Raw genomic sequence first — 26,607 nt, forward strand, 5'->3', positions numbered from 1 at the left:
GAGCGGCGGTGCCCCCCGCCCTGCTCCTCGGGTCCCCTGCGCCCTACCGGGGAACGCCGACCGAGGGGTTGGGAACCCCCCTCCCTCCCCCCTGGCCCCCCGGGCCCGGGCCGCGCCCCCACCGCGCGCCCCCGCACCCGGCCGGGCCTGGTGCGGGCACGGGCACCGTGGGCCGGGGACGCGCGACGGCCGGGCCCGGCGGCCGGGGGCGGCCGGACCACCGCAGCAGACGTGTTCGCCACAGCCGACGCCACCGCCGCGCAGGAGCCCTCCGATGACGCCGAAGACACCGCAGACACCGCAGACACCGCAGACGACAACGACAACGCCGAAGAGGACGCAGTCGGACGGCACGCCGAGGACGGGCGGGACGGCGACCCCGACGACGCTCGCCGATCTGGCCCGGCGGGCCACCGAGGACCGCGCCCGACCGGCCTACGGCCACGACGCCCTGATCACCTGCGACCGGCTGGTGCGGATCTTCTCCACCGACGGGGTCGAGGTGCAGGCGCTCCAGGGCCTGGACCTCCTCGTCCGCGAGGGCGAGCTGATGGCCCTCGTCGGCGCCTCCGGCAGCGGCAAGTCCACGCTCATGAACATCCTCGCCGGCCTCGACACGCCGACCGCGGGCGCGGCCCGGGTCGCGCAGTACGACCTGCTCGCCATGACGGCGAAGGACCGCCTGCGCTACCGCCGCGAGGTCGTCGGCTTCGTCTGGCAGCAGACCTCCCGCAACCTGCTGCCGTACCTGACGGCCGCGCAGAACGTCGCGCTGCCCATGCAGCTGTCCGGCGACCGGGGCCGGCGCGGCCGCCGGGCCAAGGCCGAACGGGTGCGCGAGCTGCTGGAGATGCTCCAGGTCGGCGACTGCCGGGACCGCCGCCCGCACCAGATGTCCGGCGGCCAGCAGCAGCGGGTCGCGATCGCGGTGGCCCTCGCCAACGACCCGGCGGTGCTGCTCGCCGACGAACCCACCGGCGAACTCGACTCGCACACCGGAGAGCAGATCTTCGCCGCCTTCCGCACCGCCAACGAACGCCTGGGCACGACCATCGTCATCGTCACCCACGACCAGACCGTGGCGGACGAGGTGCGCCGCACGGTGGCGATCCGCGACGGGCGGACGTCCACGGAGGTGCTGCGCCGCAGCGAGGTGGACGCGGCGACCGGCGACGAACGGGTGGTGAGCCGGGAGTACGCCATGCTGGACCGCGCCGGCCGCCTGCAACTGCCCGCCGAGTACACCCAGGCCCTGGGCATGCGGGACCGGGTGGCCCTGGAACTGGAACCGGACCACATCGCGGTCTGGCCGGACGACAGCGAACGGGACTGAGGCGGCAGAGAACGGGACCGAGACAGCAGCGAACGGGACCAAGACGGCGGCGAACGAGACTGAGACGGCGGCGAAGGAACCGGGGCAACGGCGAAGAGGGCTGGGCCGATCCGGACGACCGCAGGGCCCCGGCGGAGGTTCAGCCCCGGATCGAGCAGCCGCCCGAGCCCGGGTTCAGCGGACGCTGAGGCCGAGCGCCCCGAGTCCGCTCCGTCCCTGCCCGGCCTGCCGTACGGCGATCGACCCGTAGGGTGCCCGCAGCCGCAGCCAGGCGCCCGACGAGAACAGGGCGAGGTCGTCGGGGCCGCCGCCGGCCGTGGCCGGACGCAGGAAGCCCAGCGACTGTGCCGCGTGCACGGCCCGCACCGGCAGCCCGGTCTGGCCGACCGTCCGGGACCATATCTCCCGCCCGATCGCGTCGAGCGCGCCACGGGTGCGCTCCTCGGGCGGCAACTGCTGCGTACGGGTACGGAACTCGGTGACGGCGGCGGCCACCAGCGCGCGCAGGCCGTCCGCCGGGGGCAGCCCCGGCTCCGGCCGCCAGCCGCCGCGCGGCGGCAGCACACCGGCCCAGGGCGGGCCGGTCACCGCGGCCGGGACGCCGGCCGTGGCCGCCCGCTCGTCGACGGACTCCAGCAGCTCGCCCGCGGAGACGGTCGCGTCGAGCGTGACGTCGAGCCCGTCCTCGTAGGGCTTGGCCAGCCGCACCGCGCGCACGGCCAGCACCTCGAAGGACGCCGGCCGCCCGAACACCGCGAGCGCCGTGCCCGCCGCCTGCAGGCGCACGGCGGCGGCCCGGTCGTAGTGCAGCAGCCGGGAGAGGAAGGCCGCGAGGTCGGCCGCCTCCGTGTCGTCGGCGAGGTGCAGCACGGTCATGCGGCGCCGGCCCCTCGCTCGGCCGCGTCGTCCATGTACTCCTTGAGGAACGCGCGTTCCTCGTCGGTGATGCGGCGCGGGCGCTGCGCCTCGAAGTCGAACGGCACGATCACCGTCGAGGCGCGGACGTAGACCAGGTCGCCGTCCTTCACCTCGTAGCCGAGGGTGAAGGAGGCGGCCCGGATCTCGGTGACCCACAGCTCGATGTCCACCGGCTCGTGCCGGTGGACGAGCTGCCGCTTGTAGTCGATCTCGTGACGCGCCACCACCGACCCCTGCCGGAAGTCCTTGTCCGGGCGGAACAGGAAGTCGATCCGGGCCTCCTCCAGGTAGCGGAGGAAGACCACGTTGTTGACGTGCCCGTAGGCGTCCATGTCCGCCCAGCGCAAGGGGCAGCGGTAGGTGTGGCGCATCGGCGAGATCAGCCCCGGGTCAGCTTCTTGTAGGTGGCGCGGTGCGGGCGTGCCGCGTCCGGCCCGAGCCGCTCGATCTTGTTCTTCTCGTACGACTCGAAGTTGCCCTCGAACCAGAACCACTTGGAGTCACCCTCGTAGGCGAGGATGTGCGTGGCCACGCGGTCCAGGAACCACCGGTCGTGGGAGACGACGACCGCGCAGCCCGGGAACTCCAGCAGGGCGTTCTCGAGGCTGGACAGCGTCTCGACGTCCAGGTCGTTGGTGGGCTCGTCCAGGAGCAGCAGGTTGCCGCCCTGCTTGAGGGTCAGCGCCAGGTTGAGGCGGTTGCGCTCACCCCCGGAGAGCACCCCCGCCGGCTTCTGCTGGGCCGGACCCCTGAACCCGAACGCGGGGACGTAGGCCCGGCTCGGCATCTCGACCTGGCCGACGTTGATGTAGTCGAGCCCGTCGGAGACGACCTCCCACAGCGTCTTCTTCGGGTCGATGTTGGCGCGGCCCTGGTCGACGTAGGAGATCTTGACGGTGTCGCCGACCTTGATGTCGCCGGAGTCCGGGGTCTCCAGGCCCTGGATCATCTTGAACAGCGTGGTCTTGCCGGCGCCGTTCGGGCCGATGACGCCGACGATGCCGTTGCGCGGCAGCGTGAACGACAGCCCGTCGACGAGAACCTTCTCCCCGAAGGCCTTGTGCAGGTCGTTGACCTCGACCACGACGTTGCCCAGGCGCGGGCCCGGCGGGATCTGGATCTCCTCGAAGTCCAGCTTCCGCATCTTCTCGGCCTCGGCGGCCATCTCCTCGTAGCGGGCCAGACGCGCCTTGGACTTGGCCTGCCGCCCCTTGGCGTTGGAGCGCACCCACTCCAGCTCTTCCTTGAGGCGCTTCTGCCGCTTGGCGTCCTTCTGGCCCTCGACCTTCAGACGGGCGGCCTTGGTCTCCAGGTAGGTGGAGTAGTTGCCCTGGTAGGGGTAGGCACGCCCGCGGTCCAGCTCCAGGATCCACTCGGCGACGTTGTCGAGGAAGTACCGGTCGTGGGTGATCGCCACGACGGTGCCCTCGTACTTGGCCAGGTGCTGCTCCAGCCAGTTCACCGACTCGGCGTCGAGGTGGTTGGTGGGCTCGTCGAGCAGCAGCAGGTCGGGCTGCTCCAGCAGCAGCTTGCACAGCGCGACGCGACGGCGCTCACCACCGGAGAGGGTGGTCACGGGCCAGTCGCCGGGCGGGCACCCGAGGGCGTCCATGGCCTGCTCCAGCTGCGCGTCGAGGTCCCAGGCGTTGGCGTGGTCCAGCTCCTCCTGGAGCTTGCCCATCTCCTCCAGCAGCGCGTCCGAGTAGTCGGTGGCCATCTGCTCGGCGATCTCGTTGAACCGGTCGAGCTTGCCCTTGATCTCGGCGACGCCCTCCTGGACGTTCTCCAGGACCGTCTTCTCGTCGTTCAGCGGGGGCTCCTGCAGCAGGATGCCGACGCTGTGGCCGGGCGAGAGGACCGCGTCCCCGTGGGACGGCTGCCCCAGCCCCGCCATGATCTTCAGCACGGTCGACTTACCGGCACCGTTCGGACCGACGACGCCGATCTTGGCACCCGGGAGGAAGTTCAGGGTGACGTCGTCGAGGATCACCTTGTCGCCGTGCGCCTTGCGCGCCTTGCGCATGGTGTAAATGAACTCAGCCAAGAGAAACCGTCCGGCAGCTTGAATCTGGCAGTGGGCAGATACACCCCATCTTGCCGTACCGCCACCCCTGGGCGGAAACCAGTGGGGGCGGGGGGCTGTGAGCTGGGGCTTTGCAGGTTGTGCTCACCCTTGTCCGGGAGGGGCTCCCCCGCTCCCGTGCCGTCAGTCCTGTGTCGTCTTCTTCTTGTGGACGATGCTCAGGGCCGTGGCGCCGAGGACGAGGAGGCTGAGGCCGGTGGCGGCGATCAGGGGGGTGGTGTCGTTGCCGCCGGTTTCGGCCAGGTCGGTGGTGTCGGCGACGTTGCCGGCCATGGCGGGGGGGGGGTCGGCGACCGTCTGGGTGGTCAGGCCGGCCGTGTCGTTCTGGGTCCTGCAGTCGAGGATGCCGGTGAAGCGCTGGGCGAAGCCGGCGGGGCCCGTGATCGTGAAGTCGTACGCCTGGTCCTCCTGCAGCGGGATCAGGACGGTTCTGCTCGCGTGTGCCGGGATGCTGTGCTGGGTGCCCATCAGGGCGAAGGTGAAGGGCTCGTCGCCCTTGTTCACCGCCTGGATGTCCAGGCCGCCCTTGGCGCAGTCCTTCTCGGCGGCCAGGGCCGGCACCGGGCCCTGGGCGGCCCAGGTGGCCGTTGCGGTCGCCGAGACCGTGGACTCGCTGGAGCCGGCCAGGATCTGGGTCTGGCTGCGGCTGTCGGAGGTGAAGGCGCGGCCGACCGGCACGGTCGTGGAGGCCTGGACCGTCAGCTCGGCGGTGCCCGCGGGGCCGCCTGCCGCGTGGGTGGCGTCGCCGATGGCGTCGCCGGTCGAGTCGCCGCCGTCGGTGGTGGTGTCCTTGGGGACGTCGAAGTAGAGGCGGCTGCCGTCCGTGGCCGACGTGACCGGTTTACCGTGCGCGTCGACCACGCGTACACCGCTCGTGGCGGCGTCCGCCGGGGGCGTCACCGTGACGCTGCTCGCGTCGGTGTGCACCGTGACCGGGCCCAGCCGTTCTCCGGGCCGGCCGGAGACCGCGGGTGGGTCGAGGGTCAGCGAGGCCCTCGGTTCGGCCATGTCCTGGGCGCTCTTCTGCAGGTAGTCGGCGAGCTTTTCGGCCTGCGGGTCGACGGCGTCGACGTCCGCGCCGTCGGAGTAGCGCCAGATGGCCACCTGGGTGCCGGCCGCCGCGTCCTGCTCGGTGAGGTTCTTGACGCCCGCCTTGTCGGCGAGCGCGGCCAGGTCGTTGACCTGCGGGTAGGAGTGCTGCAGGATCCAGCGGATCTTCCCGGCGTCCTTGTTGGTGCCGAGCGACGTGCCGCTCCACGGGGTCTCGTGGTACCGGGCGTCCCGCTGGGTGGGGTTGTGCAGGTCGACGCAGTAGGTCTGCAGCATGCCGCCGCCGTCGACGGACATCTCGAACAGGCCCGCGGAGACCTGGTGGTCGCCGGTGTCGTCATGGACGACCGCGGTGCCGTACGTCTTCAGGCCGCCGATGGTGGCGGACGCACCGCCCGGGCTCCGGGGTGTCTCGTCGGCGGCGGCCGGACCCGCGGCGGTCAGCACACCGGCGGCGACGAGTCCGGATCCCAGCGTCGCGGCGGCGATGCGGGCCGCCCCTCGCCTGCGCGCGGGCGGCGCAGCATACGAAGCACACACAGAATTCCCCTTCGAGCAGGACCCGTTGGCGTGGGGGGTGCGGTCCCACCAGCAGAATCTCCGGGCTCACAGAGCCATGTCCGGCATCCTAGGGAGCCCGCACACCCGCCCTTTGCTGTCTGATCGTCAGATCGTTGATCCGAATCGGAATCGTTATCGCCCGGCACGGTCCCGAACCGCCGTTGAGCAGGGCTTATCGACAAATCCACTGGGGCGTTCCCCGGCGCACTCGTCGATAAGCCGCTTTTCGGTCCGGCCGCCCGGAGCGCTGTCGTCACGTCACCGAGGCCGGCTCGCGCTCCGTTTCGGGTTTCTCCTGCTTCTCCTGTTCCTCCTGCTCGGCGGCTGGTGTGGGCGGCCTCTCCCATGCCGGCTCGGGCTCGGCGGACGCGGTGGGTGCGGCCTGCGCCGCCGTCATGGCCGGTGCGGCGGCCGTTGTCGGGTCCGGCCTGCCGGTGCGCCGGAAGGCGGCCGTGCCCCGCGTCAGGTCGTGGCCGATCGCGACGGCGTCGATGTCCGCCCAGGTGCGGGGACTGCCGTCGCGGGTCTCCGTGCGGACCTTCAGCCGGCCCTGCACGACGACGGGGTCCCCCAGGGTGAGCGAGGCCGCGACGTTCGTGGCCAGCTGGCGGTTGGCCCACACCGTGAAGAAGCTGGTGTGCCCGTCCGTCCAGGCGTTCTTCTCCCGGTCCCAGTAGCGCGGCGTGGCCGCGAGCCGGAACCTCGCGGAGGCACCCGCGGGCGGCTCCCGGTACACCACCTGCGTCGCCACGTTGCCGACCACGCAGATCATCGTCTCGTTCATCGCGTACACCCCTCCCTCGCCCGGCCGCGGCGGCCGGACGGACGCGCGGACGGCCCGTCCCGTACCGCGGCGGCTGATGCGGTGATCGCCTGCGTGGCGATCACCGCGACACCAGGCTGCCTCCGCCGGGCCGGGCCCGCTGCGGTCTGTGGACCGCCGCGCCCCTGTGGACAACTCCCTCACCCGGGTGGGTGAGGGAGTTGTCCACAGGGAGGAACGGTCGGAGAGCGAGGGAGGTCGTTCGGAGAGCGGGGAGGGAAGCCGATCGGAGAGCGGGTGACCGGGCTTCGCCGCGGCCCGGCACAGGCGCAGGGCCAGGTCCCTCAGACCGCAGGTCATCGGACCGCGCGCCCCTCAGCCGCGGGCCACCAGAACCGCGCGCCCCCCAGCCGCGGACCGCGGGACTTCCGTACCCCTCAGCCGCAGACCACCGGCCCCACCGGCCCCCCGCACCCCCCTCAGCCGCAGGTCACCGGACCCCCGCGCCCCTCACCCGTGCGTACTGTTCCCGCACCTCCCGGTACCGCAGCAGTTCCGCCGCGATCGGGTCCAGCACCCGGGCCCGGCCGCAGCCCGCCGCCGCCTCACGCAATCGGCGTTCCGCCTCCTGGCCGTACCGCCGGGCCGGTCCCCGGGCCGCGATACGGCAGCTCCACTCCACGAGCGGGCCGCCGATGATCCCCGCGAGCATCAGCAGCACCGGCACTCCCAGGTTCGGGGCCATCACGCCGATGATCTGACCGACCAGCCACAGCCCGCCGATGACCTGCAGGATCGTCATGGACGCCTGGGCCAGGACCGCCGCCGGCCACCAGCCCGGCCGCGGCGGCCGCCCCGGGGGCAGCCCGGCCTGGGCCGCGAGCGCGTCCAGCGCCTCCGGCAGCCCCTGCGCCCCGCGCACGGCGGCCTCCCGTACCGCCTGGGCCCACGGCACCGGCAGCCCCGCCGAGGCCCGGTCGGCCACCGTCCGCACCGCCTGCTCGACGCGCTGGCGGGCGGTGGCCTCCTCGTCCGGCTGGGTGCGCACGGGCAGGCGGCCGGTGGGGGGCTCACGACGGTCCTGGTACCAGCGCCACAGCCGCAGCCAGGGGGTTCCGCAGGCGCGGCCGGCGTTGCGCAGCCAGGCGCGTTCGGCCGCCTCGCCCGCGGCGACGGCGCCCCCCGCGTCCGCGAGCCGGGCCGCGAACTCCTCGCGGGCCTCCTCGCTCAGGCCGGCCCGCCGCTGCGCGGTGTAGACCGGGCGCAGGCGGGGGGCCGCCACGTCCACGTCGGCCGCGATCCGCCGGGCCGCCGCCCCGCGCCCGGCCACGAACTGCCCGAGCGCCGCGCGCAGCTCGGGCAGTCCCTCCCCGGTGAGCGCGGACAGTGCGAGCACGGTCGCGCCGGGCTCGCCGTACTCCCCCAGCGCGATCCCGTCCTCGTCCAGCAGTCGGCGCAGGTCGTCCAGGCCCTGGTCGGCGGCCTCGCCGGGCAGCCGGTCGACCTGGTTGAGGACGATGAACATGATCTCCGCGTGACCCGCCATGGGCCGCAGATACCGCTCGTGGAGGATCGCGTCGGCGTACTTCTCCGGGTCCACCACCCAGATGACCGCGTCGACCAGCCCGAGGATGCGGTCCACGTGCTCACGGTGCTGCACGGCGGCCGAGTCGTGGTCGGGCAGGTCGACCAGGACCAGGCCGCGCAGCTGCGGATCGGCGTCGGTGCCCTGGACGGGGCGCCTGCGCAGCCTGCCGGGGATGCCGAGCCGGTCGATCAGGCTCGCCGCGCCGTCGCTCCAGCTGCACGCGATGGGCGCGGCGGTGGTGGGCCGGCGTACGCCGGTCTCCGAGATCGGCACCCCGGCCAGGGCGTTGAACAGCTGCGACTTGCCGCTGCCGGTGGCGCCCGCGATGGCCACGACGGTGTGCTGCCCGGACAGCCGGCGGCGCGCCGCGGCCTCGTCCAAGACCCGGCCCGCCTCGGCGAGGGTGCGGCTGTCCAGGCGGGTGCGGGACAGTCCGACCAGTTCGCGCAACGCGTCCAGCCGCGAGCGCAACGGCCCGTCGTAGGCGAGCGGCGGTACGGGCAGCGGCCTGGGCGGCCGGGGCGCGACGGGAACGAGGTCGGCGGCGCCCGTCCCGCCTTCGGTGACGCGCCGCGCGATCAGCCCGTCGTCCCAGACGCCCGCGGATTCCGCACGGCCGTCGGTGCGGCCCTCACCCCGGGCATCCGCACGGCCGTCGCCACAGGCATCCGTACGCCCATCGCTACGGGCATCGGCGCTATGGGCATCGCTGCGGCCGTCGGTACGTGCAGCGCTGTGGCCGGCGTCGGTACGGCCGCCCGTACGGTTGACGGCACCCGCCCCGTCAGCCGGCCGCCCGTCGGTACGGCTCCCCGCGCGGCTCTCCCCACGGCTGTCCGCGCGGCCCTCCGTACGGACATGGGCACCGTCACTGTCACTGTGCCCCGCGCCCGTCCGGCGTCCGTCGCCCGGCCCGCGCGCGTGGCGGCGGGCGTCGGGCACGCGCGCGTGGTGGTCCGCCGGCTCGGGCCGCCCCTGGCGCTCGGCGGGCTCCCCGAGCGGATGGGCGAGGCCCTGACCGCCGTGGCCGGCGTACCCGGGGGTGCGGCCCGCCGCGGCCGGACGGCCGGCGACCCCGGGGGCCGGCCCCGCGGATCCGGTCGTCCTGGGACGGCCCACGGCCCCGGCGCCCGGCGCCCTCGGGGCATCCATGGCGCCTTCGGCACTCCCGGCGCGCCCTGCGCTCACGGAGTTCTCGGCACCCCAGGCACCCCAGGCCCCCGAGGCACCCACGGAGCCCGCAGCGCCCGCGGCTTCCCCGGCCTCTCCCGCTCCCCCGACGTCCCGGGCTCTGGGCCCGGTCGTGGCGGACGTGCCCCTGGACGTGCCCTCCGTCCGAGCCGTCTGAGCCGTCTGAGCGGCGTGTTCCGTTCGGTCCTGGTCAGTGACGGCTCTCACCGGTCACCTCTCCTTCAGCAGTACGGACAGCGCGGCGATGAGTTCGGCCTGGGGTTCGGGGTGCACCTCCAGGGCGTCGAGCGGGGCCAGCCGGCGCTCCCGCTCGGTGTGCATGACCCGGTCCAGGTAGTCGGCGAGCAGCCGTCCGGCGCGGTCGCGCAGCCGCAGTGCGCCGTGCGCGCCGATGCGTTCGGCCAGCCCCTCCCCGGCGGACCGGCCCCGGCGGCCGCCGAGCAGCCCGGTGGCGGCCAGTGCAGCGACGGCCTCGGCGTCGGGGGCGACGCTCCGGTCCAGCTCGCGCACCTCGTCCTCGGCGTACTCCTCCAGCTCGCGCCGCCAGCGGCGCACGGCGAGCCCGATGCGGTGCTCGGCGCTCTCCGCGCAGGAGTCGTGGCCGGTCAGCCCGGGGACGTCCGCGGCCGGCTCGCGCCGCCAGGCGATGTCGATGCGCTCGTCGGCGGCGGTGACGGCGCACAGTAGCAGGGCGCCCAGGCTCTCCACGAGCGCGTCGAGCAGTTCGCCGGCGGTGCAGTCCAGCGGGTAGGCGCGCCAGCGTTTGAGGGCGTCCCCGGCGAGCACGGCCCCGGCCTGCAGACGGCTGCGCAGGCGCGCGTACTCGCCGTCGTACGCGGCCTCGACGACCGAGGTGAGCCGCAGCGCCGCCGCATGCTGCGCGGCAGCGGCGGCGGCCAGCTCGGGCAGCCGGGACTTCAGCGAGTCGAGCAGGCCGTGGGCGGTGCGGGCCATGGCGTACTGGCGGGCGGCGGGGTCCTGCGCGTGGTGGACGAGCCAGGAGCGCAGCGGTGCGACGGCGGTGGCGGGCAGCAGCCCGCCGCCCCAGGCGGACTCGGGCAGTTCGGGCACGGTGAACCGCGGCACCTCGCCCAGGCCGGCCTTGGCGAGCAGCGCCCCGTACTGCCGGGAGACCTCGGAGACGACCTGGTGGGGCACCCGGTCGAGCACGGTGACGAGCGTGACGTCGTACTCCTTGGCGGTGCGCAGCAGGTGCCAGGGGACGGCGTCGGCGTAGCGCGCGGCCGTGGTGACCATCACCCAGATGTCGGCGGCGCAGATCAGCTCGGCGGCCAGGGCGCGGTTCTCGGCGACGAGGGAGTCGATGTCGGGCGCGTCGAGGAGGGCGAGGCCCGGCGGCAGTGTCTCGACGGTCTCGATGCGCAGGGCGCGCGTGGGATCTTCCTCCGAGGCCAGCGGGTCGTCGCCGGCGAGGCTGCCCCCGGTGTCCTGCCGGGGCACCCACACGCGGGCGAGGCCGGGCAGCACGCGCGGGTCGCCGAACCAGTGGCTGTCCTCCGGATGGCACACGAGCACCGGCGTCCGGGTCGTCGGCCGCAGCACGCCCGCCTCGCTCACGCGTCTTCCCACCAGGGAGTTGACGAGCGTGGATTTCCCCGCGCCGGTCGATCCCCCCACCACGGCCAGCAAGGGGGCCTCGGGCTGCTTGAGCCGGGGCACCAGGTAGTCGTCGAGCTGGGCGAGCAGTTCGTCGCGGTTGGCACGCGCGCGCGGGGCCCCGTCCAGGGGCAGGGGGAAGCGTGCGGCGGCGACGCGGTCGCGCAGGGCGGAGAGTGCTTCGAGCAGCTGAGGCCGTACGTCCAAGGTCACCACATGCGAAGAATGCCCAATTTTATGGGATTTCTGAAGCATATGAGCACGTCTGCGCGCCGACAGGACACAAGGGACGGAAGGGATGACTGGGACGCAGGCACAGTCCAGGCATAACGAGTGCACAACACCCGCCGCGCGAGGCGTCAAAAGCGGTGCACGATTCGCACTTGCCTGCGATTATCAGACCGCTTCACTGAACCTCCACATCGAGCCACGGAGGCGAAGCAACAGGGACACGGATGCGGGAGCCCTATCCTTGTCCCCGGCAACGCCACGGATCACCCTCGACGGGCACCGTGACCGAGGCCACACACCAGGCCCCCGTAGCTCAGTGGATAGAGCAGGCGCCTTCTAAGCGCTTGGCCGCAGGTTCGAGTCCTGCCGGGGGCGCACCTTCCGCCTGTCGCGGTTGCACGTTGCCGGAAACCCGCACGTCAACACCGCGGTCCACCTCCCACGAGGACAGCCGGCCGGCTCCGCCGACCACGACCGGCCCGCGCCCCGCGCCCTGCCGTCGGCCCCTTCCCCGGAGACCCGGGAATCCCGGCATCCCTCTCGGTCAACCGACCCGCGCGCCGATCACCTATCGGTAGGGAATCGGACGGTGCGCACAACCAACCACCACGCGACGCGGTTGCCCCAGCTGGTCATCGGAAGATCACCAGAAGGGGACCGCCTTGGCCATTCAGTCCGCCGCGCGCCTCACCACGGCTCTCGCCGCCGCAGGAGCCCTCGCCCTCACCACCCCGGCCGGCGCGCACGCCACCGCGATCGGCTCGACCCCCGTGCGCAACTCTCCGCACTCACTCGGTTATGGCAAGAGGTGCACCCGTCTCTGCGTCAACGGGGTGCGGTGCCTCAGCCAGTGCCACCCCATCACGAAGTGAGTCATCGCTGATCGAACAGCGGACGGGGACGAGGCAGGCCGGAGGCAGGTAGGCGGGCAGGTACTCCGGCAGTCGCCCCCTCGGCCCGCACCCCCAGGCCGCCGATTTTCACCGAACACGGCGATCCGGTCAGGAACCGGGTGATTGGGGCGCAATCACCGTGACCGTGATCAATCCGTCGCGTTGAACGGGGAGTGCGGTTGCACGTCCCGCTGCCGCACTCACCGAGTCAATGAGGAGAAGTCATGTCTCGCTTCGCGAAGGCGACGGCCGTCGCTCTGAGCACGGGTGCCGTGGTGCTCGCCGGTGCCGGGCTGGCCGCCGCGGACGCCGGTGCCGCAGGGAAGGCCGTCGGCTCGCCCGGCCTGGTGTCCGGCAACGCGATCCAGGTCCCGCTGAACGTGCCGATCCAGGTGTGCGGAAACACCATCAACCTGGTCGGCCTGCTCAACCCGGCGTTCGGCAACACCTGCGCCGTCGTGAGCCACCACGGTGGCGGCTACGGCAACTGACGCCACCCCCTCGGCCGAGAACGGCCCCAGAGCGTCAGGAGAGCCCCGGCGTCCTTCGGCGCCGGGGCTCTCCCCTGGGACCCGGGTCCGGCGTCTCAGCTCGCCGGACCGCCCTCGCCCGCACCGCCCTCACACGTACCGGTAGATCCGGCTGACGTCCTCCAGTTCGTCGGGGGTGACGTCCCACGGCGGCAGCTTCTCGTGCCGGGCGACGATGCGCCCGTACTGCGGGTCGCCCGGGCCGGGCGGTCGCGCCGGCAGGTAGCGGGCGCCCCGGTGACGGCGCTGCCAGCGGGTCCACTGCAGGTCGAGGAAGGCATGGTGGAGCCAGAAGACCGGATCGTTGACGGAGGCGGCCCCCAGCATCGTGCCGCCCACCCACCGGTGCACCCGGTTGTGGTTGTGCCACGAGGAGCTGCCGCGGCCGGAGCCCCACCCCTCCAGCTTGTTGCGGAACCCCTTGGAGACCGTCGAGTCCCAGGGCGCCAGGTCGTAGAGGGGGTCCTCGAGCGCCCGCTCCAGCTCGCTGCCGGTGGGCAGCGCGATCGGGTCGCGGGAGCGGCCCAGGTCCCGGGTGAGGAACTTCCCGTCGGTCACCCCCACCCTCAGGGTCCAGTGGCCGTGCGCGTAGGCGAACGGACCCGTCGTCACCTGGCGGTCCGCGCGCCGCCCGTTGCCGCCCAGGAGGTCCTCCCGCCACGGCACGGACGTCGTCGTACGGTCGCGGGTCCAGTCCCAGTACGGGATGGTCACCGAGGAGTCCACGCGGCGCAGGGCGCGCTCCAGGTCCAGCAGGAACCTGCGGTGCCAGGGCAGGAAGGAGGGCGCCATGTGGGCCGTCCGCAGGCCGCTCTCGCCGTCGGTGGTGAAGTACTGGATGTGCGTGCGCACGAACTCGTCGTACTCGCCGCGCCGTTTGATCTCCAGCAGCGCGTCGACGAACCGGCGTCTCTCCTCCCGCGTCAGCTTGGCGACGTTCTTACGCGTGTACGCCACCGGGCACTCCCTGCGTGTGCGAGTACGGGTGGGCGTGCCGGTCCGCGTCACCGACCGGCCCCGGCGCCACATCGCGCAGCCCCTGGCCGGGCACCATGTCGTCGACGGCGCCGCGCGCGGCTTCCAGGGGCGTGGGGTACGACTGGTAGTGGTCGACCATGCTCAGCCAGGTGCCGTCGGCCCGCCGCATCAGGTGCAGCGGCCGGCCGTCCACGGTGACCTGCCACTGACCGGTGCCCGCGGGGCCCGTCCCCGGGGTCCACGCGCCCCGGATGAGCCGCCCGCGGTACGTCTCCTGGAAGGCCGCCGTGCCGCCCGGGGCGCCGAACGGGTCGGACGCGGGACGCGGGGGCCGGGAGGCGGCGACCAGCGGTGCCGCCGCGAGGGCGACACCGGAGGCGAGCAGCCCGAGAGTGACCTCGCGCCGGGTTCTGCGGGAGGGGGAAGAGGGTGAAGAGAGGGAAGAAGGGGGAGGTCCGGGGATCGCGCCGGCTGCGCCGTCCCCGCCGTTGCCTACGCCCATGGGTGCGCTCCTCGATTCCGGTCCGGTCGTCCGTGGCCTTGTGCGTGGCCGTACCGCCGAAGCCGTAACCGCCGAGCGCGTCGGACGGTCACCCGTACTGGGCCGGACGGACTACAGCCCGGGTCCGGCCACCAGCTCGGCGCCGGGCACGGTCCGCAGCGCCGGGGTGAGGACGCCCAGCTCCGGCTCCTTCAGCGCGGGCAGGCCGGCGGGGCCCGGCCGCGGCGCGGCCAGCGGGGCGTCCGCGGTCAGGCCCGGGGTCTCGGCCCGCAGGTCGGAGACGGGTGCGTCGATGCCGACGTGGTCGGAGCCGTCGTCGAGGAGGTGTCCCAGTGGAGCGTGTACGTCCACGCCGGGCAGGCCGCCGCGGACGGGCAGCCGCGGTACGACCTGGTCGGGCATCAGCCGACCGCGGGTGAACCGCGGGCCTTGCGGCGCTCCCGTCCTGAGCAGCGGGATCTCTCCGCCGGCCTCGGGCAGGTCCGCGCCGAGGGCCGACTCGGCGCCGCCGAGCGGCACGGGGACCGGGACCGTGCCGGCCGCGGCGGCCGGGGAGGCGGTGACACCCATGGCCGCCGCGACGCCCGTCACGACGGCGGCAAGGGTTCCTCGGGTGGTCGACTTCATCTCAGGCACGGTCCCTTCGGGAAGAGGATCGGCGTCCAACGTCCGTACGGCCCAACGAGCCCGGCGCCACCGCCGGCGCACATTTCCCCCGAGTGCCGCAGTAGTACGACGGATACGGCCCACACGACGGATACGACCCGCACGACGGTCGCGACTCGCACGACGGATGCAACGCGCACGTCGGCAGGAGGCGGGCCGGGAGCCGATGGGGTCTCAGCTCTGCAGAGGCAGGCCGCCCAGCAGGGGGGCGGCTCCCTTGTTGAGGCTCTTGGTGGTGCTGTTGACCCTGTTGAGCAGCGAGCCCTTCTTCTCCGTGTCGAGGGCGTCCGTCTGGTGGCGCACCGGCATCACGTCGATGGGGCCCTTGGTGAGCGAGTTCACGGCGCCGTTGAGGCTGGTGGGCGTCACGTCGGCGGCGTCGTAGGCGAACGCGGGCGCGGCGGCACCGGCGGCGACCAGGGATCCGGCGAGGACGGCGGCGGCCTTCAGGGAGTTCATCGTGGTTCCTTTCTCCGACGCCCCTCGGCGACCTGCGTCGCCGAGGGGAGGGGGTCGCCCTGCCTAACGAGCCCCGGGCGGGCCGGAAACCCCGGGGCAGGAGATTGCCGAGTCCTCATATGAGATCTCCTGCGGCGGCATGTCCGTTCCCGGCCCGCGGGCCCGCGCTCGTGCCGGAGGTGTCAGGAAGCCTGGGGCGCGGTCTCCGGCGTGGTGGCGGTGGCGGCGGGCAGCGTGGCCGCGGGAATCCCGGTCTGCGGCCCGCTCGCCTCGGCCGCGCTCACCTTGGGCACCGTCACCTTGGGCACGGTGATCTCGGGCAACGTGACCGCGGGGACGCTGACGCCGGCTTCGGTCACGCCGGGGACCGTGACGGCCGGCAGGGTCGTCACCGGGGTGGCCGTGGCGGGCGCGGCCGTCGACGGGGCGGTGGTCGAGGGCGTGGCGGTCGAGACGGACTGCGGTGCGGGGGCGGCGGCGGGCGACGCGGGCTGCGCGAGCCCCTGCAGTACGCCGGTGACCAGCTTGCCCAGGTCATCGACCAGGCCGGTGACCGCCGGGAGCACCTGGGTGACCTTCCCCGAACCGATCGCCTTCAGCAGGTCGTCGAGGGCCTTCTGCACGGCGGCCAGCGTATCGCTCACCGGATCGGCGGCGCGCTGCCGGGCGAGGGGGGTGGCGGGCGCCTGCGGCGGCGCGAGCAGGTGCACGCCGGTCGGCGCGGCGGCCGGGGGCATGGTGAGCTGGGCGAGGGCGTTCTTCGCGGCGTCACCGAGCTTGTTGGCGTCGAGGACGGTCAGGGTGCCGCGGTCGGCCGTGAGCACGGCGGCGAGCAGGTCGTGCACGGGCGCGAGCCGGCCGCCGAGGTCACCGAGTCCCTCGACCCGGTCGAGCAGCGCGTCCGCGGCGGGCAGGGGCGACCGGGACGCCGTCGCACGGTGATGCTCGCGGGCCGGGTCGGCCGCCAGGGCGGCCGGGGCGCCGATCCCGGCCAGGACGGCGGCACAGAGTGCGGTGGACGCGATACGCCGTGCGGGCAGACCTCGCATGAGGGGTTCCTTTCGATGAGCACCTGATCTTGTGCTCACCGTGAAAGCGCCTCCGGCGGTTCGCAACCGATCATGGTCCGACCGTGGGTCACCCGATCGCGCGGCGACAGCACCCGCACGGGAGCGAACGCACCGCACCGCCGACCGCCGAGCCACCGATCACCGCACCGCCGACCGCCGACCCACAGGTCACCGCACCACCGCCCCGACACCCCCCGCCCTCCGCTCCTCCACCCCCCGGCGGATCGTCACCCTCACGCGCGAAAGCCGCCGCGTCCGCCCCACGTGAGGGGGTGGACGCGGCGGCTCGCGCAGGTGCGGCTCGGCGGTGTCCGCCGGACAGGCCCTAGCGGTGCGTGCCCGCGCTCCGGCCGCGGCGGTACAGGATCGTGCCGCCGGCGATGAGGGCCGCGGCGGCCGCCGAGGTGGCCAGCAGGGCCGCGGTGTCGTCACCACCCGTCTGGGCCAGCTGCGGGGGCTCCTGCGGAGTGTGCACCCGGGGAGGCTCGCTCGGCTGGGACGGCGGAGCGGACGTCGGCGGGGGGGGCTTCGGCGGAGCGGGCGGCGGCGTGCAGTCGGCCGAGGGCGAGGACCCGTCCCCGTAACCGCCGTAGCCGTCGCAGCCGGGCGACGGCTTGGGCGGCCGGGAGGGAGTGGGCGTGGTCTTCTCCGAGACGTGGCCGCACTTGTTGCCGAACGCCGGGTTGAGCGCCGCAGCTCCGTCGACGGTGTTGCCGCAGACGTTCACCGGCACCTCGATCGGCGCCTGGACGCTGTTGCCGGACAGGAGACCGGCCGAGTTGGTGGCCGCGCCGCCCGCCTGCGAATCGGCGAACGCGGGGCTGCCGTACAGGGACAGGACACTCGTCGCGGCGGCCGCCGCGAACACGCCCCTGCTCAGGGTCTGTCGCAATCTACTTGTCTTCCTGCTCGAAGCTGCACGAAGCCGCTTGAAGAACGTGGAGAGTGTCAGGGCCGGCCCCGGGGCGTTCATACGCTTCGGCGCCGGCCCTGCCCAGCCGGGACGGCCGGTGCGCCCCGTGCGGTCAGTCGCTGACGCAGGCGTTGCCGAACGCCGGGTTCAGCAGGGCGATGATGTCGACGGTGTTGCCGCACACGTTGATCGGGACGTGCACCGGAACCTGGATGACGTTGCCGGAGATCGCGCCCGGGCTGCCGACAGCGGCGGCCTGGCTGCCGGCGTCGGCGAACGCCGGGGCCGCCATGCCCATGGCCAGGACGGCACCGGTGACGACGGCGAAGCTCTTCTTCATACGTGATCCCTTCTCGGGGCAATACCCCAGTGACGGTCGAAAAACCGAATGAGCGCGACCTGGTCGGCCGCGGCACGGAACGAGAAACAGACCCAGCCGGAAACAGCGGAACGTGAAGCGCCCGACACTTCACTCGTTCGTCCCGCACACTGCTGGGCCCATTCCCCGTTGATCGGGCAGAAAGACGAGTGCGGGAAAGGGCCGGCGGCCGGTCGACGGCCGGACCTCTCCCGCACCGGCTCAGTCCTCGCCGACGGCCGAGAGGACGGACAGGTTGTCCAGGGTGTGCGCGAGCGCACCGTCGCGCTTGGTCTGGCTGGAGTTGTCCGCGCACTGCTGGTGGACCTCGTCCGACAGAATCGGGATGTCCTGGACACCGATGCCGATGAGCGCCGGAACCTGGGCGTCGATGTCCTGCAGGCCGACGCACGGCTTGTTGAGCGTGCCCTCGATCAGCGAGAGCTGCGGGCTCATGTCGCCCTTGGTCGCCGAGTTGCCGAGCGCCGACGTGGCGCCGTTGCCGTTGGCGACGGACGGGCCGTTGTCGTTGCCGACGGCCAGCGCCATCGGGGCGGCCGCCATCGACATACCGACGACAGAAGCGGCGGCCGCGGCGGCGACCATTGCCTTCTTGAGCACTGCGCGTTCCTTTCCTCGTAGCGACGCAGGTCCTACGGACTCATCAACACAGCAGGGAATGTTTGGTTGCGCTGCTTCACCCGGTTGGCCCGCACCGCGCGGAAAAAGGAGTGAAAATCGCGGAGTCGAAAAAACACACAAGCAGTCCGCGATATCCGCCGCAGGAGTGAAGGGGAGAAACCGGTCGGGGTCCGCGCAGTTGTCCAGTGCGCTCCGGTGGACGGGGTTTCCTCAGAAAGGACCGGTCAGTGATCAAGAAGATTGTCGCCACGGCTGCCATCGCCGTCTCCGCGGTGGGAGCCTCCGCCGCCGTGGCTCCGCAGGCACTGGCGATCGGCAACGACAACGGCCCGAGCCTGGCGAACGGCAACGGTGCGTGGGAGAACTACGGCAATGCGACCACGTACGGGATGATGAGCCCGCAGATCGCGCTCATCCAGGGGTCGTTCAACAAGCCGTGCATCGCCGTCAGCCACGTGCCTGTCCAGGTCCCCGTGCTGGGCGCCGGCCTGCAGGACATCCCGATCCTGTCGGACGAGCTGAACCAGCAGTGCACGCAGAACTCCACCCAGTCGAAGCGCGACGGCGCGCTGGCTCACCTGCTGGAGAACGTCTCGCTGCTGTCGACGGAGGCCGAGCACCACTGAGCGGACCGCGTCCGGTGCGGGCCACCGCTCCGAGCGGCCCGCACCGGACGCCGCCCGCCTAGGACACCACGTCCTTGCGGGCGAAGGAGCGGAAGGCCAGGGCGAAGAACACCAGGGCATAGGTGACGGAGACCGACGTGCCCTGGATCATCCCGGACCACTCCGGGCGCGGCTGCACCGCGTCGGCCCAGGCGAACTGCCAGTGCGCGGGCAGGAAGTCGCGCCAGTGCCCGAGGGCGGTGACGGCGTCCAGGACGTTGCCGACGATGGTCAGTCCGACCGCGCCGCCCACCGCGCCCAGCGGCGCGTCGGTCTTCGTCGACAGCCAGAACGCCAGGCCGGCGGTGACCAGCTGGGAGCCGAACAGGTAGGCCACGACCACCACCAGCCGCCCGGTGGCCGGGCCGGCGTCGAGCACGCCGCCGGTGGGCACGTGCAGCGGGCCCCAGCCGTAGGCGGCCGTGCCGACGGCGAGCGCGACCAGCGGCAGCAGCACCATCGCGGCCAGGCTCAGCCCGAGGGCGACGACCAGCTTGGACCACAGCAGCCGGGCTCTGGGCACGGGCGCGGCGAGCAGGTAGCGCAGCGAGGACCAGTTGGCCTCCGAGGCGACCGTGTCGCCGCAGAACAGCGCCACGGGGATCACCAGCAGGAAGCCCGCCGACACGAACAGGTTGACCGCGGCGAAGTTGGGTCCGGAGGCGGTGGCGGTGTCCATCAGGGTCACCTGGCCGCTCCGGCCGCCCGGGTCGCCGCCGATCGCGAAGGCGGCCACCAGCACGAGGGGCAGCACGGCGAGGATGCCGAACATGACCGCCGTACGGCGGCGCCTGAGCTGCCGCGCCAGTTCCACCCGCAGCGGCAGGGTGCGGCCCGCACGGTAGCCCGGGGCCGCCTCCTCGACGGGCCCCTCGGTGCCCTGGGTGAGCGCGCTCATGCGGATCCTCCGATCAGGGTGAGGAAGGCGTCCTCCAGGCGGCGGTGCGGGCCGAGGGAGGCCACCGGCACGTCCAGCCGCACCAGTTCCACGACGAGTCCGTCGGCGGTGTGGCCGGGCTCCAGCCGCACCAGCAGGCCGTCCTCGGCGCGCACCGCGGAGGCCACCTGCGGCAGCGCGGCGACCTTCTCCAGCACCGGCTGCTCCACGGGCGCGGCGGTGCCGACCAGCAGGGTGTCGCCGCTGCCGACGATCTCGCCGACCGGCCCGGCCTGCACCAGCCGCCCGCGGTCCATGACGACCAGGTGGGTGCAGGTCTGCTCGACCTCGGCCAGCAGATGGCTGGAGACGATCACGGTGCGTCCGCCGGCCGCGTAGCGGATCATCACCTCGCGCATCTCGCGGATCTGCGGCGGGTCGAGGCCGTTGGTGGGCTCGTCGAGGATCAGCAGGGCGGGCAGGCCCAGCATGGCCCGGGCGAGGGCCAGGCGCTGGCGCATGCCCTGGGAGTGGGTGCGCCCGGGTCGCTCGAGCGCCTCGCCGAGCCGGGCGATCCGCAGGCCCCCCTCCGGGTGGGCGTCCTCGGGGGGGCGGCGGGGGGCCCGCCAGTACAGCCGGAGGGTGTCCCGGCCGGACAGGGGGGGCAGGAAACCGGCGCCCTCGACGAAGGCGCCGACCCGGGACAGCACGGGCGCGCCGGGCCGGATCGCGTGGCCGAAGACGCGGATCTCGCCGCCGTCCGGCCGGATCAGGCCCATGAGCATGCGCAGCGTGGTCGTCTTGCCCGCGCCGTTGGGTCCGAGCAGGCCGAGCACCTGGCCCTGCTCCACCCGGAAGGACACGTCCCGCACGGCGTATCGGTCGGCCGAGCGGGCGTAGCGCTTGGTCAGGCCGGTGATCTGCAGCGGTACGTCGGCGAGCGCGGGGTCGGGTGCCGGGGTGCCGGTGCGGCGGCGGGCGGTCGTCACCAGGGCGAGCGCGAGCACGGCACCGGCGGCGGGCAGCCACCACACCCACGCGGGCAGCGGGGCGGACGCCGTGGTCACCGAGGGGGCCGTGGGCACCGTCAGGTGGCCCTTGAGGGTGACGGTGTACGTCGCCGGGGCGGCCGGGGAGGCGTAGCCGAGGTCGGTGGAGGCGAGGACCAGGCGCAGCCGGTGGCCCTTTTGCACCTCGTGGTCGATCGCCGGGAGGGTGAGGGTGACGTCCTTGCCGGCCTTGGCGCCCGTCACGCGCACGGGTGTCACCAGCTGGGCGGGCAGGACCGGGCGGGCGCCGCCGGGCGCGACGTCGTAGAGCTTGGCGAAGAGCACCGCGTCGTCGGTGGTGGAGCGGACGTGGACGGTCACCGTGGGCGATCCGGTGATCCGCAGGTCGCTGCCGAGGGGCGCGGAGTCGAAGCGGCCGTACTGGCCGGGGAAGTCCAGGGCCGTCCCGACGCCGAGCGCGGACAGCTGGGCGAGGGAGCCGCCCGAGCCGCCGAGGCCGGGCAGGGCGGAAACGGCGGGCGGGTCGGCCCCGGCCGGGTTCTCGAACCGCTGCGGGGGACCGCTCAGGGCGATCGGGCGCGGGCCGGCGGCCAGTCCCGGGTAGGTGCGCGCGCTCGCGCCGCGCAGGACGGCGGCACCGTCGGTGGAATCGACGCCCGAGGTGCGGGTGACGCGGAAGGCGGGCCCGGTGTCGGCGCCGGTGTCGCCCTTGAGGTAGCGGTCGAACCAGGTCGTCACCCGGGCCTGGATCCGGTCGCTCTCCAGGTCGCCGCCGTCGTGCCCGCCGGCGATCCAGTCGACGGCGACGGGGGCGCCGCCGGCCTTGATCGCCCGGGCCGCGGCGTCCGCCTGGCCGAGCGGGAACAGCGAGTCGGACTGGCCCTGCACCAGCAGCGTGGGCACCCGGATCCGGTCGGCGACCGCCGACGGCGAGCGCTGCTGGAGGATGCGGCGGGCCTCGGCGGCCGGCCGCCCGGACTCGGCGACCCGCCGGGACATCCGGCACAGCGCGGGCTCGAACCGCGCGCAGCCGCCGCCGGAGTTGACGAAGACGCTCGTCCAGAGCTTCTTGAAGACGCCGTTCGGGAACAGGGCGTCGGCGAGGTTCCAGTAGGTGATCTGCGGGGCGATGGCGTCCACCCGGCGGTCGTGGCCCGCGGCGAGCAGGGCGATCGCGCCGCCGTAGGACGCGCCGGCGACGCCCACGCGCGGGTCGCCGGGCCGGTCCAGCCGCACCTGGGGCTGCCGGGCCAGCCAGTCGATCAGCCGCGAGACGTCGGCCACCTCGCCCTGCGGGTCGTTCAGCCCGATCCTGCCCGTGGACCGGCCGAAACCGCGCGCCGACCAGGTCAGCACCGCGTACCCGTCGCGGGCGAGGTCCTCGGCCTGCCGCCGTACGTCGTCCTTGCTGCCCCCGAAGCCGTGGGCCAGCAGCACGGCGGGGTGGCGGCCGGGGCCGGCCGGGGTGAAGTACGAGGTGTCCAGGCGCACCCCGCCGCCGGTGCCGAGCATCCGGTCGGCGCGGTGCACCGCGGGCGGGTCGTCCAGGGCGGTGGCCGTCCAGGTCCCGGCCCCGGCGAGCACGACGACGGCGGCCCCGGCGGCCAGCAGCCTCCGGGGCCCCCGCAGCAGCCCGCGCAGACCGGGCAGGCGAAGATCCATGACACAACGGTACGGGCCGCCACCGACAACGGCTGCCGCCACCGGATCGAACGTGGGCCCCTCCCCGGGGAGTACGGCCCCGTCCCGGACTACCGCGACCGCGGTACGCCGTGCCGTGCACGGCTCCCGTCCGCGACCCCGGGTACGCCTCCTGCGAGGGCTCGCGTCCGCGGTGGCGGACGGCGGCTCAGACCTGCGCGTCCTCCGGGATGGACACCAGCCAGCGGGTGTCGCGGCGCGGGCGGAGGTAGAAGGCCCAGTACAGGGTGGCGACGACCAGGATGCCGCCGGTCCACAGCAGGTAGCCGACCTCCTGCTGGGTGAGGATGTACGCCAGCACCGCGATCAGCAGGACCGGCATGGCGGGCCACAGCGGCATGCGCCAGGCGGGCGTGTGCTTGTGGGAGCCGCGGCGGGCCAGCAGCGCGGCGACCGCGACGAGCAGGTACATGCCGGTCACGGAGACACCCGTGACGCCGTAGAGCGTGTCGAGGTTGACGAAGCACAGGATCGCGCCGGGCACGCCGACCACGAGGGTGGCCACCCACGGGGAGCCGAAGCGGCCCAGCTTGGCGAAGAGGTTGTTGACCGGCTCGGGCCAGGCCTTGTCGCGGGCGGAGGCGAACAGCACGCGGGAGTTCTGGATGACCATGACGATGCCGGCGTTGATGATGGCCAGGGCCACGCAGAGGCTGACGAAGGTGCCGACCGCGGAGTTGGACCAGGCGGTCACCATCGCGCTGAGGTCGCCCTCGGTCAGCTGCTGGATGCCGGAGGCGCCCATGGTGATGGCGACGACCGGGACGAGGATGATCACCGAGGAGATGGCCAGGGTGGCGAGGACCGTGCGGGCGACGTTGCGGCGCGGGTTCTCCAGTTCCTCGGAGAGGTAGACGGCGGTGGAGAAGCCCTGGGTGGCGAACAGGGCGATGGCGAGGCCGGAGATGACCATCATGGCCGTCACGGTGTCGGTGTGCCCGTGCGAGCCGGCCACCTGCATCGAGACCAGGCTGCCGGCGCCGCGGTGGCTGTGCGTGAAGCCCAGCACGGCGACCACGCCGGCCGCGATGACCTCCAGTACCAGGAAGATGCCGGTGATCCAGGCGTTGGCGCGCAGGTCGAGCAGACCGGCGAGGGTGGCCAGCAGCATCACGGCCGCGCCGGTCATCGACGGGTCGAGGTGCACGACCGGGGCGAGGTAGTCCGCCGTGCCCATCGCGATCACCGGCGGCACGATCAGGACGACCAGCAGGGACAGCACGAAGACCAGCCAGCCCGCCAGCCGGCCGGCCATCGTGGAGACCATGGCGTACTCGCCGCCCGCGCTGGGGATCAGGGTGCCCAGCTCCGAGTAGCAGAACGCCACGGCGACACAGAGCAGGGAGCCGATGGCGATCGTGACGGCGGTGGCGGTGCCGAGCGAGCCGAACAGGTCGGGCACGACCACGAACAGCGTGGAGGCGGGCGTGACGCACGACAGGGTGAGCAGAGTGCCGCCGACGACGCCGATGGAACGCTTGAGCTGCTGGGGACTGGCCTTCGCCTCCGTGGGGGCGCCGGTCGCCTGTGCGACGGCGTTCTCGGCAGGGCGGAGCGTGTCGGTCATGCGGCGGTTCCGATCGACTTGTGCAACAGGTGAAGGGGTCTCGGGAGCGCTATCGCCTCCGGCGGCTTCGGTCGTACGTGCTCGTCTCTCGTCCGCTCCCGGCGCCAGCATGGAACCCCGACGAAAACCAGCACGTCAATGGCTGTTTACCTTCGGAATCCGCAGGTGCGACCCGGCAGTGGATGGATGGATTTCGCAGGCCACAAGGCCGCGGTGGGGCATTCATCAAGATTCAACGATCCGTGACCTTGCTTTCGAAGGTATTGCGGCTCGAACACCTCCGCCACCCGTTTCGTCCCCTCTGCACGGGAACCGCAGGGAGCAGCACAAAAAAAGTTGCGGCCGTCCGGATACCGAACGGCCGCGAAGGGGGGTGGGGTCACGCTCAGTGGTTGCGCGGGAACCCGAGGTCGACACCGGCCGGGGCTTCGGACGGGTCGGGCCAGCGGGTGGTGATCACCTTGCCGCGGGTGTAGAAGTGCGTGCCGTCGTTGCCGTAGATGTGGTGGTCGCCGAAGAGCGAGTCCTTCCAGCCGCCGAAGGAGTGGTAGCCCACCGGCACCGGGATCGGCACGTTGACGCCGACCATGCCGGCCTCGATCTCCAGCTGGAAGCGGCGGGCCGCGCCGCCGTCCCGGGTGAAGATCGCGGTGCCGTTGCCGAACGGCGAGGCGTTGATGAGGGCCACGCCCTCCTCGTAGGTGTCCGCGCGCAGCACGCACAGCACCGGGCCGAAGATCTCGTCCTGGTAGGCCTTGGCGGTGGTCGGCACCCGGTCGAGCAGCGACAGCCCGATCCAGTGGCCGTTCTCGTAGCCCTCCACGGTGTAGCCGGTGCCGTCCAGGACGACCTCGCAGCCCTCGTCGGCGGCGCCCTTGACGTAGGAGGCCACCTTGTCGCGGTGCTCCTTGGTGATCAGCGGGCCCATCTCGGAGGCCGGGTCGTCGCCCGGACCGATCTTGATCTTCTCGGCGCGCTCGCGGATCTTCGCCACCAGTTCGTCGCCGATCGAGCCGACCGCGACGACCGCCGAGATGGCCATGCAGCGCTCGCCCGCCGAGCCGTAGGCGGCGGAGACGGCGGCGTCGGCGGCCGCGTCCAGGTCGGCGTCCGGCAGCACCAGCATGTGGTTCTTGGCGCCGCCCAGGGCCTGCACGCGCTTGCCGTGGGCGGCGGCGGTGGTGTGGATGTAGCGCGCGATCGGGGTGGAGCCGACGAAGGACACCGCCTTGACGTCGGGGTGCTCCAGGAGGCGGTCGACGGCCACCTTGTCGCCGTGGACGACGTTGAACACGCCGTCGGGCAGCCCGGCCTCGGCCAGCAGTTCGGCGATCCGCACGGACGCCGACGGGTCCTTCTCGCTCGGCTTGAGCACGAAGGTGTTGCCGCAGGCGATGGCGATGGGGAACATCCACATCGGCACCATCGCCGGGAAGTTGAACGGCGTGATGCCGGCGACCACCCCGAGCGGCTGCCGGATCGAGGCCACGTCGACGCGCGTGGCGACCTGCGTGGACAGCTCACCCTTGAGCTGCACGTTGATGCCGCAGGCCAGGTCCACGATCTCCAGGCCGCGCGCGACCTCGCCGAGCGCGTCGGAGTGCACCTTGCCGTGCTCGGCGGTGATCAGCTCGGCGAGCTCGTCGCGGTGGGCGTCCAGCAGCGCGCGGAACCTGAACAGGATCGAGGTCCGCTGGGCCAGCGAGGACTGGCCCCAGGTGAGGAACGCGTCCTTGGCCGCGGCCACCGCCGCGTCCACCTCGTCCACGGAGGCGAAGGCGACCTTCGTGGTGACCTCGCCGGTCGCCGGATCCGTGACCGGCCCGTACGTCCCCGAGGCGCCTTCGACGGTCTTCCCGCCGATCCAGTGGTTGACGATCTTCGTCATGCCGGGTCACTCCTTCGCAGATGGCGGCGTCGGGAGACGTGCCGTTCGTAGCGCTCGCGGGCCTCGCCCGGCGACCGTCCGGTCGCGGGTCTCGGCCACGGATACATCCCACCAGTCCGGGTGGCCGGAACGCGCCCGACACTGTGTCTGCGCTTTCGGCCGCCGCGTAGACACATGGGGCGCGATGTACGCGAAGGGGGCGCGGACTCGGACGCGGGCGGGCACTCCCGGACGGGCGCTGTCCCGCGCACGCAGACGCCCGCCTCCGCACGCAGGCGCCCGTCGGCGCTGCAGGGGGGCGCGACGCCGGAGCGGACGTGAGGACCGAGGAGCCCGAGGGGGCGGGGCCGGCGGGCACCGCCGGCGCCGGGCCGTAGCGGGCCGGGGGTCGGCGCTCCCGCTTCGCCCCCGCCAGGGCCAAGGCGCCGGCCGCGCCGGTTGGCAACCTGGGCCGGGCGGCACGGGCCGGGCGGGAGCCCGCCCCCCGGCCCCGCCCCCCCCCGGGGGTCGGCAGGCGCCCCCCCGCCTACCCGGGTGGGCCCGCTCGGGGACA

At 73.3% G+C, this 26,607-nt stretch carries 23 protein-coding genes and 1 tRNA gene; 5 read left to right on the forward strand and 19 right to left on the reverse strand.

Annotation, left to right across the window (positions count from 1 at the left end; all coding sequences use genetic code 11):
• The first annotated feature begins 274 nt into the window (after positions 1 to 274).
• A complete protein-coding gene (locus tag GV126_RS13080) occupies positions 275 to 1,333 on the forward strand; it encodes an ABC transporter ATP-binding protein (protein WP_236569977.1) in 1,059 nt (352 codons plus the stop codon).
• Positions 1,334 to 1,507: 174 nt separating this feature from the next.
• Here the strand turns inward: GV126_RS13080 and GV126_RS13085 are convergent, their stop codons facing one another.
• The 7 genes from GV126_RS13085 to GV126_RS13115 form a co-directional block, all read right to left on the reverse strand.
• Positions 1,508 to 2,209 carry a DUF8185 domain-containing protein gene (locus GV126_RS13085; RefSeq protein ID WP_159665888.1) on the reverse strand — a complete coding sequence of 234 codons (702 nt, stop codon included), beginning with the start codon at positions 2,207 to 2,209 and terminating at the stop codon, positions 1,508 to 1,510.
• On the reverse strand, positions 2,206 to 2,622 hold the full coding sequence (locus GV126_RS13090) for an acyl-CoA thioesterase (RefSeq protein ID WP_159665890.1): 417 nt from the start codon (positions 2,620 to 2,622) through the stop codon (positions 2,206 to 2,208). Before GV126_RS13090 ends, GV126_RS13085 begins: the two co-directional genes overlap by 4 nt.
• A gap of 8 nt (positions 2,623 to 2,630) precedes the next feature.
• Positions 2,631 to 4,295 (reverse strand): energy-dependent translational throttle protein EttA, encoded by a 1,665-nt coding sequence (ettA, locus tag GV126_RS13095; RefSeq protein ID WP_159665893.1) that lies wholly within the window; start codon positions 4,293 to 4,295, stop codon positions 2,631 to 2,633.
• Positions 4,296 to 4,457: 162 nt separating this feature from the next.
• The gene (locus tag GV126_RS13100; protein WP_201299838.1) at positions 4,458 to 5,924 is read right to left on the reverse strand and encodes a Cys-Gln thioester bond-forming surface protein; all 1,467 of its coding nucleotides are present in this window, start codon (positions 5,922 to 5,924) and stop codon (positions 4,458 to 4,460) included.
• 274 nt (positions 5,925 to 6,198) lie between these two features.
• The gene (locus tag GV126_RS13105; protein ID WP_159665895.1) at positions 6,199 to 6,729 is read right to left on the reverse strand and encodes a single-stranded DNA-binding protein; all 531 of its coding nucleotides are present in this window, start codon (positions 6,727 to 6,729) and stop codon (positions 6,199 to 6,201) included.
• A 469-nt stretch (positions 6,730 to 7,198) separates the two neighbouring features.
• Positions 7,199 to 9,238 (reverse strand): YfjP family GTPase, encoded by a 2,040-nt coding sequence (locus GV126_RS13110; protein WP_236570253.1) that lies wholly within the window; start codon positions 9,236 to 9,238, stop codon positions 7,199 to 7,201.
• A gap of 459 nt (positions 9,239 to 9,697) precedes the next feature.
• A complete protein-coding gene (locus GV126_RS13115) occupies positions 9,698 to 11,320 on the reverse strand; it encodes a dynamin family protein (protein WP_159665901.1) in 1,623 nt (540 codons plus the stop codon).
• A 317-nt stretch (positions 11,321 to 11,637) separates the two neighbouring features.
• On the opposite strand from GV126_RS13115, the gene GV126_RS13120 reads away from it, so the two are divergent.
• From GV126_RS13120 to GV126_RS13130, 3 genes are all read left to right on the forward strand, one after another.
• A tRNA-Arg gene (locus GV126_RS13120) sits at positions 11,638 to 11,710 on the forward strand.
• Positions 11,711 to 11,997: 287 nt separating this feature from the next.
• Positions 11,998 to 12,207, forward strand: a complete 210-nt coding sequence (locus tag GV126_RS13125; RefSeq protein ID WP_202035135.1) for a hypothetical protein — start codon at positions 11,998 to 12,000, stop codon at positions 12,205 to 12,207.
• A gap of 245 nt (positions 12,208 to 12,452) precedes the next feature.
• Positions 12,453 to 12,719 carry a chaplin gene (locus GV126_RS13130; protein ID WP_159665903.1) on the forward strand — a complete coding sequence of 89 codons (267 nt, stop codon included), beginning with the start codon at positions 12,453 to 12,455 and terminating at the stop codon, positions 12,717 to 12,719.
• A gap of 129 nt (positions 12,720 to 12,848) precedes the next feature.
• Here the strand turns inward: GV126_RS13130 and GV126_RS13135 are convergent, their stop codons facing one another.
• The 8 genes from GV126_RS13135 to GV126_RS13170 all read right to left on the reverse strand — a co-directional run bounded on the left by GV126_RS13135 (position 12,849) and on the right by GV126_RS13170 (position 18,325).
• Positions 12,849 to 13,715: a tyrosinase family protein gene (locus tag GV126_RS13135; protein WP_159665906.1), complete on the reverse strand. Its 867-nt coding sequence runs from the start codon at positions 13,713 to 13,715 to the stop codon at positions 12,849 to 12,851.
• Positions 13,699 to 14,238 (reverse strand): tyrosinase family oxidase copper chaperone, encoded by a 540-nt coding sequence (locus tag GV126_RS13140; RefSeq protein WP_159665908.1) that lies wholly within the window; start codon positions 14,236 to 14,238, stop codon positions 13,699 to 13,701. The genes GV126_RS13135 and GV126_RS13140 overlap by 17 nt, the downstream gene beginning before the upstream one ends.
• 111 nt (positions 14,239 to 14,349) lie before the next feature.
• Entirely contained in the window at positions 14,350 to 14,865 is a 516-nt protein-coding gene (locus GV126_RS13145; protein WP_159665911.1) for a hypothetical protein, read from the reverse strand.
• Between the two features lie 213 nt (positions 14,866 to 15,078).
• Positions 15,079 to 15,363, reverse strand: a complete 285-nt coding sequence (locus GV126_RS13150) for a hypothetical protein (RefSeq protein ID WP_159665914.1) — start codon at positions 15,361 to 15,363, stop codon at positions 15,079 to 15,081.
• A 182-nt stretch (positions 15,364 to 15,545) separates the two neighbouring features.
• Positions 15,546 to 16,412, reverse strand: coding sequence for a hypothetical protein (locus GV126_RS13155; protein WP_159665917.1), 867 nt, complete (start codon positions 16,410 to 16,412; stop codon positions 15,546 to 15,548).
• A gap of 346 nt (positions 16,413 to 16,758) precedes the next feature.
• Complete coding sequence (locus GV126_RS37170; protein ID WP_159665920.1) at positions 16,759 to 17,325, reverse strand: chaplin; 567 nt, start codon at positions 17,323 to 17,325, stop codon at positions 16,759 to 16,761.
• A 133-nt stretch (positions 17,326 to 17,458) separates the two neighbouring features.
• Positions 17,459 to 17,686, reverse strand: coding sequence for a chaplin (locus GV126_RS13165; RefSeq protein ID WP_159665923.1), 228 nt, complete (start codon positions 17,684 to 17,686; stop codon positions 17,459 to 17,461).
• Between the two features lie 240 nt (positions 17,687 to 17,926).
• Complete coding sequence (locus tag GV126_RS13170) at positions 17,927 to 18,325, reverse strand: rodlin (protein ID WP_159665926.1); 399 nt, start codon at positions 18,323 to 18,325, stop codon at positions 17,927 to 17,929.
• 248 nt (positions 18,326 to 18,573) lie between these two features.
• On the opposite strand from GV126_RS13170, the gene GV126_RS13175 reads away from it, so the two are divergent.
• Positions 18,574 to 18,972 (forward strand): rodlin, encoded by a 399-nt coding sequence (locus GV126_RS13175; RefSeq protein ID WP_159665929.1) that lies wholly within the window; start codon positions 18,574 to 18,576, stop codon positions 18,970 to 18,972.
• 58 nt (positions 18,973 to 19,030) lie between these two features.
• On the opposite strand, the gene GV126_RS13180 is transcribed toward GV126_RS13175, so the two are convergent.
• The 4 genes from GV126_RS13180 to mmsA form a co-directional block, all read right to left on the reverse strand.
• The gene (locus GV126_RS13180; RefSeq protein WP_159665932.1) at positions 19,031 to 19,909 is read right to left on the reverse strand and encodes an ABC transporter permease; all 879 of its coding nucleotides are present in this window, start codon (positions 19,907 to 19,909) and stop codon (positions 19,031 to 19,033) included.
• Positions 19,906 to 22,560, reverse strand: a complete 2,655-nt coding sequence (locus GV126_RS13185; RefSeq protein ID WP_201299840.1) for a CocE/NonD family hydrolase — start codon at positions 22,558 to 22,560, stop codon at positions 19,906 to 19,908. Before GV126_RS13185 ends, GV126_RS13180 begins: the two co-directional genes overlap by 4 nt.
• Before the next feature lie 187 nt (positions 22,561 to 22,747).
• Entirely contained in the window at positions 22,748 to 24,166 is a 1,419-nt protein-coding gene (locus GV126_RS13190; protein ID WP_159665934.1) for an APC family permease, read from the reverse strand.
• 385 nt (positions 24,167 to 24,551) lie between these two features.
• The gene (gene mmsA / locus GV126_RS13195; protein ID WP_159665936.1) at positions 24,552 to 26,054 is read right to left on the reverse strand and encodes a CoA-acylating methylmalonate-semialdehyde dehydrogenase; all 1,503 of its coding nucleotides are present in this window, start codon (positions 26,052 to 26,054) and stop codon (positions 24,552 to 24,554) included.
• Positions 26,055 to 26,607 lie beyond the last annotated feature (553 nt).

Source organism: Streptomyces mexicanus (assembly GCF_902506575.1).
GTDB classification, from domain to species: domain Bacteria; phylum Actinomycetota; class Actinomycetes; order Streptomycetales; family Streptomycetaceae; genus Streptomyces; species Streptomyces mexicanus.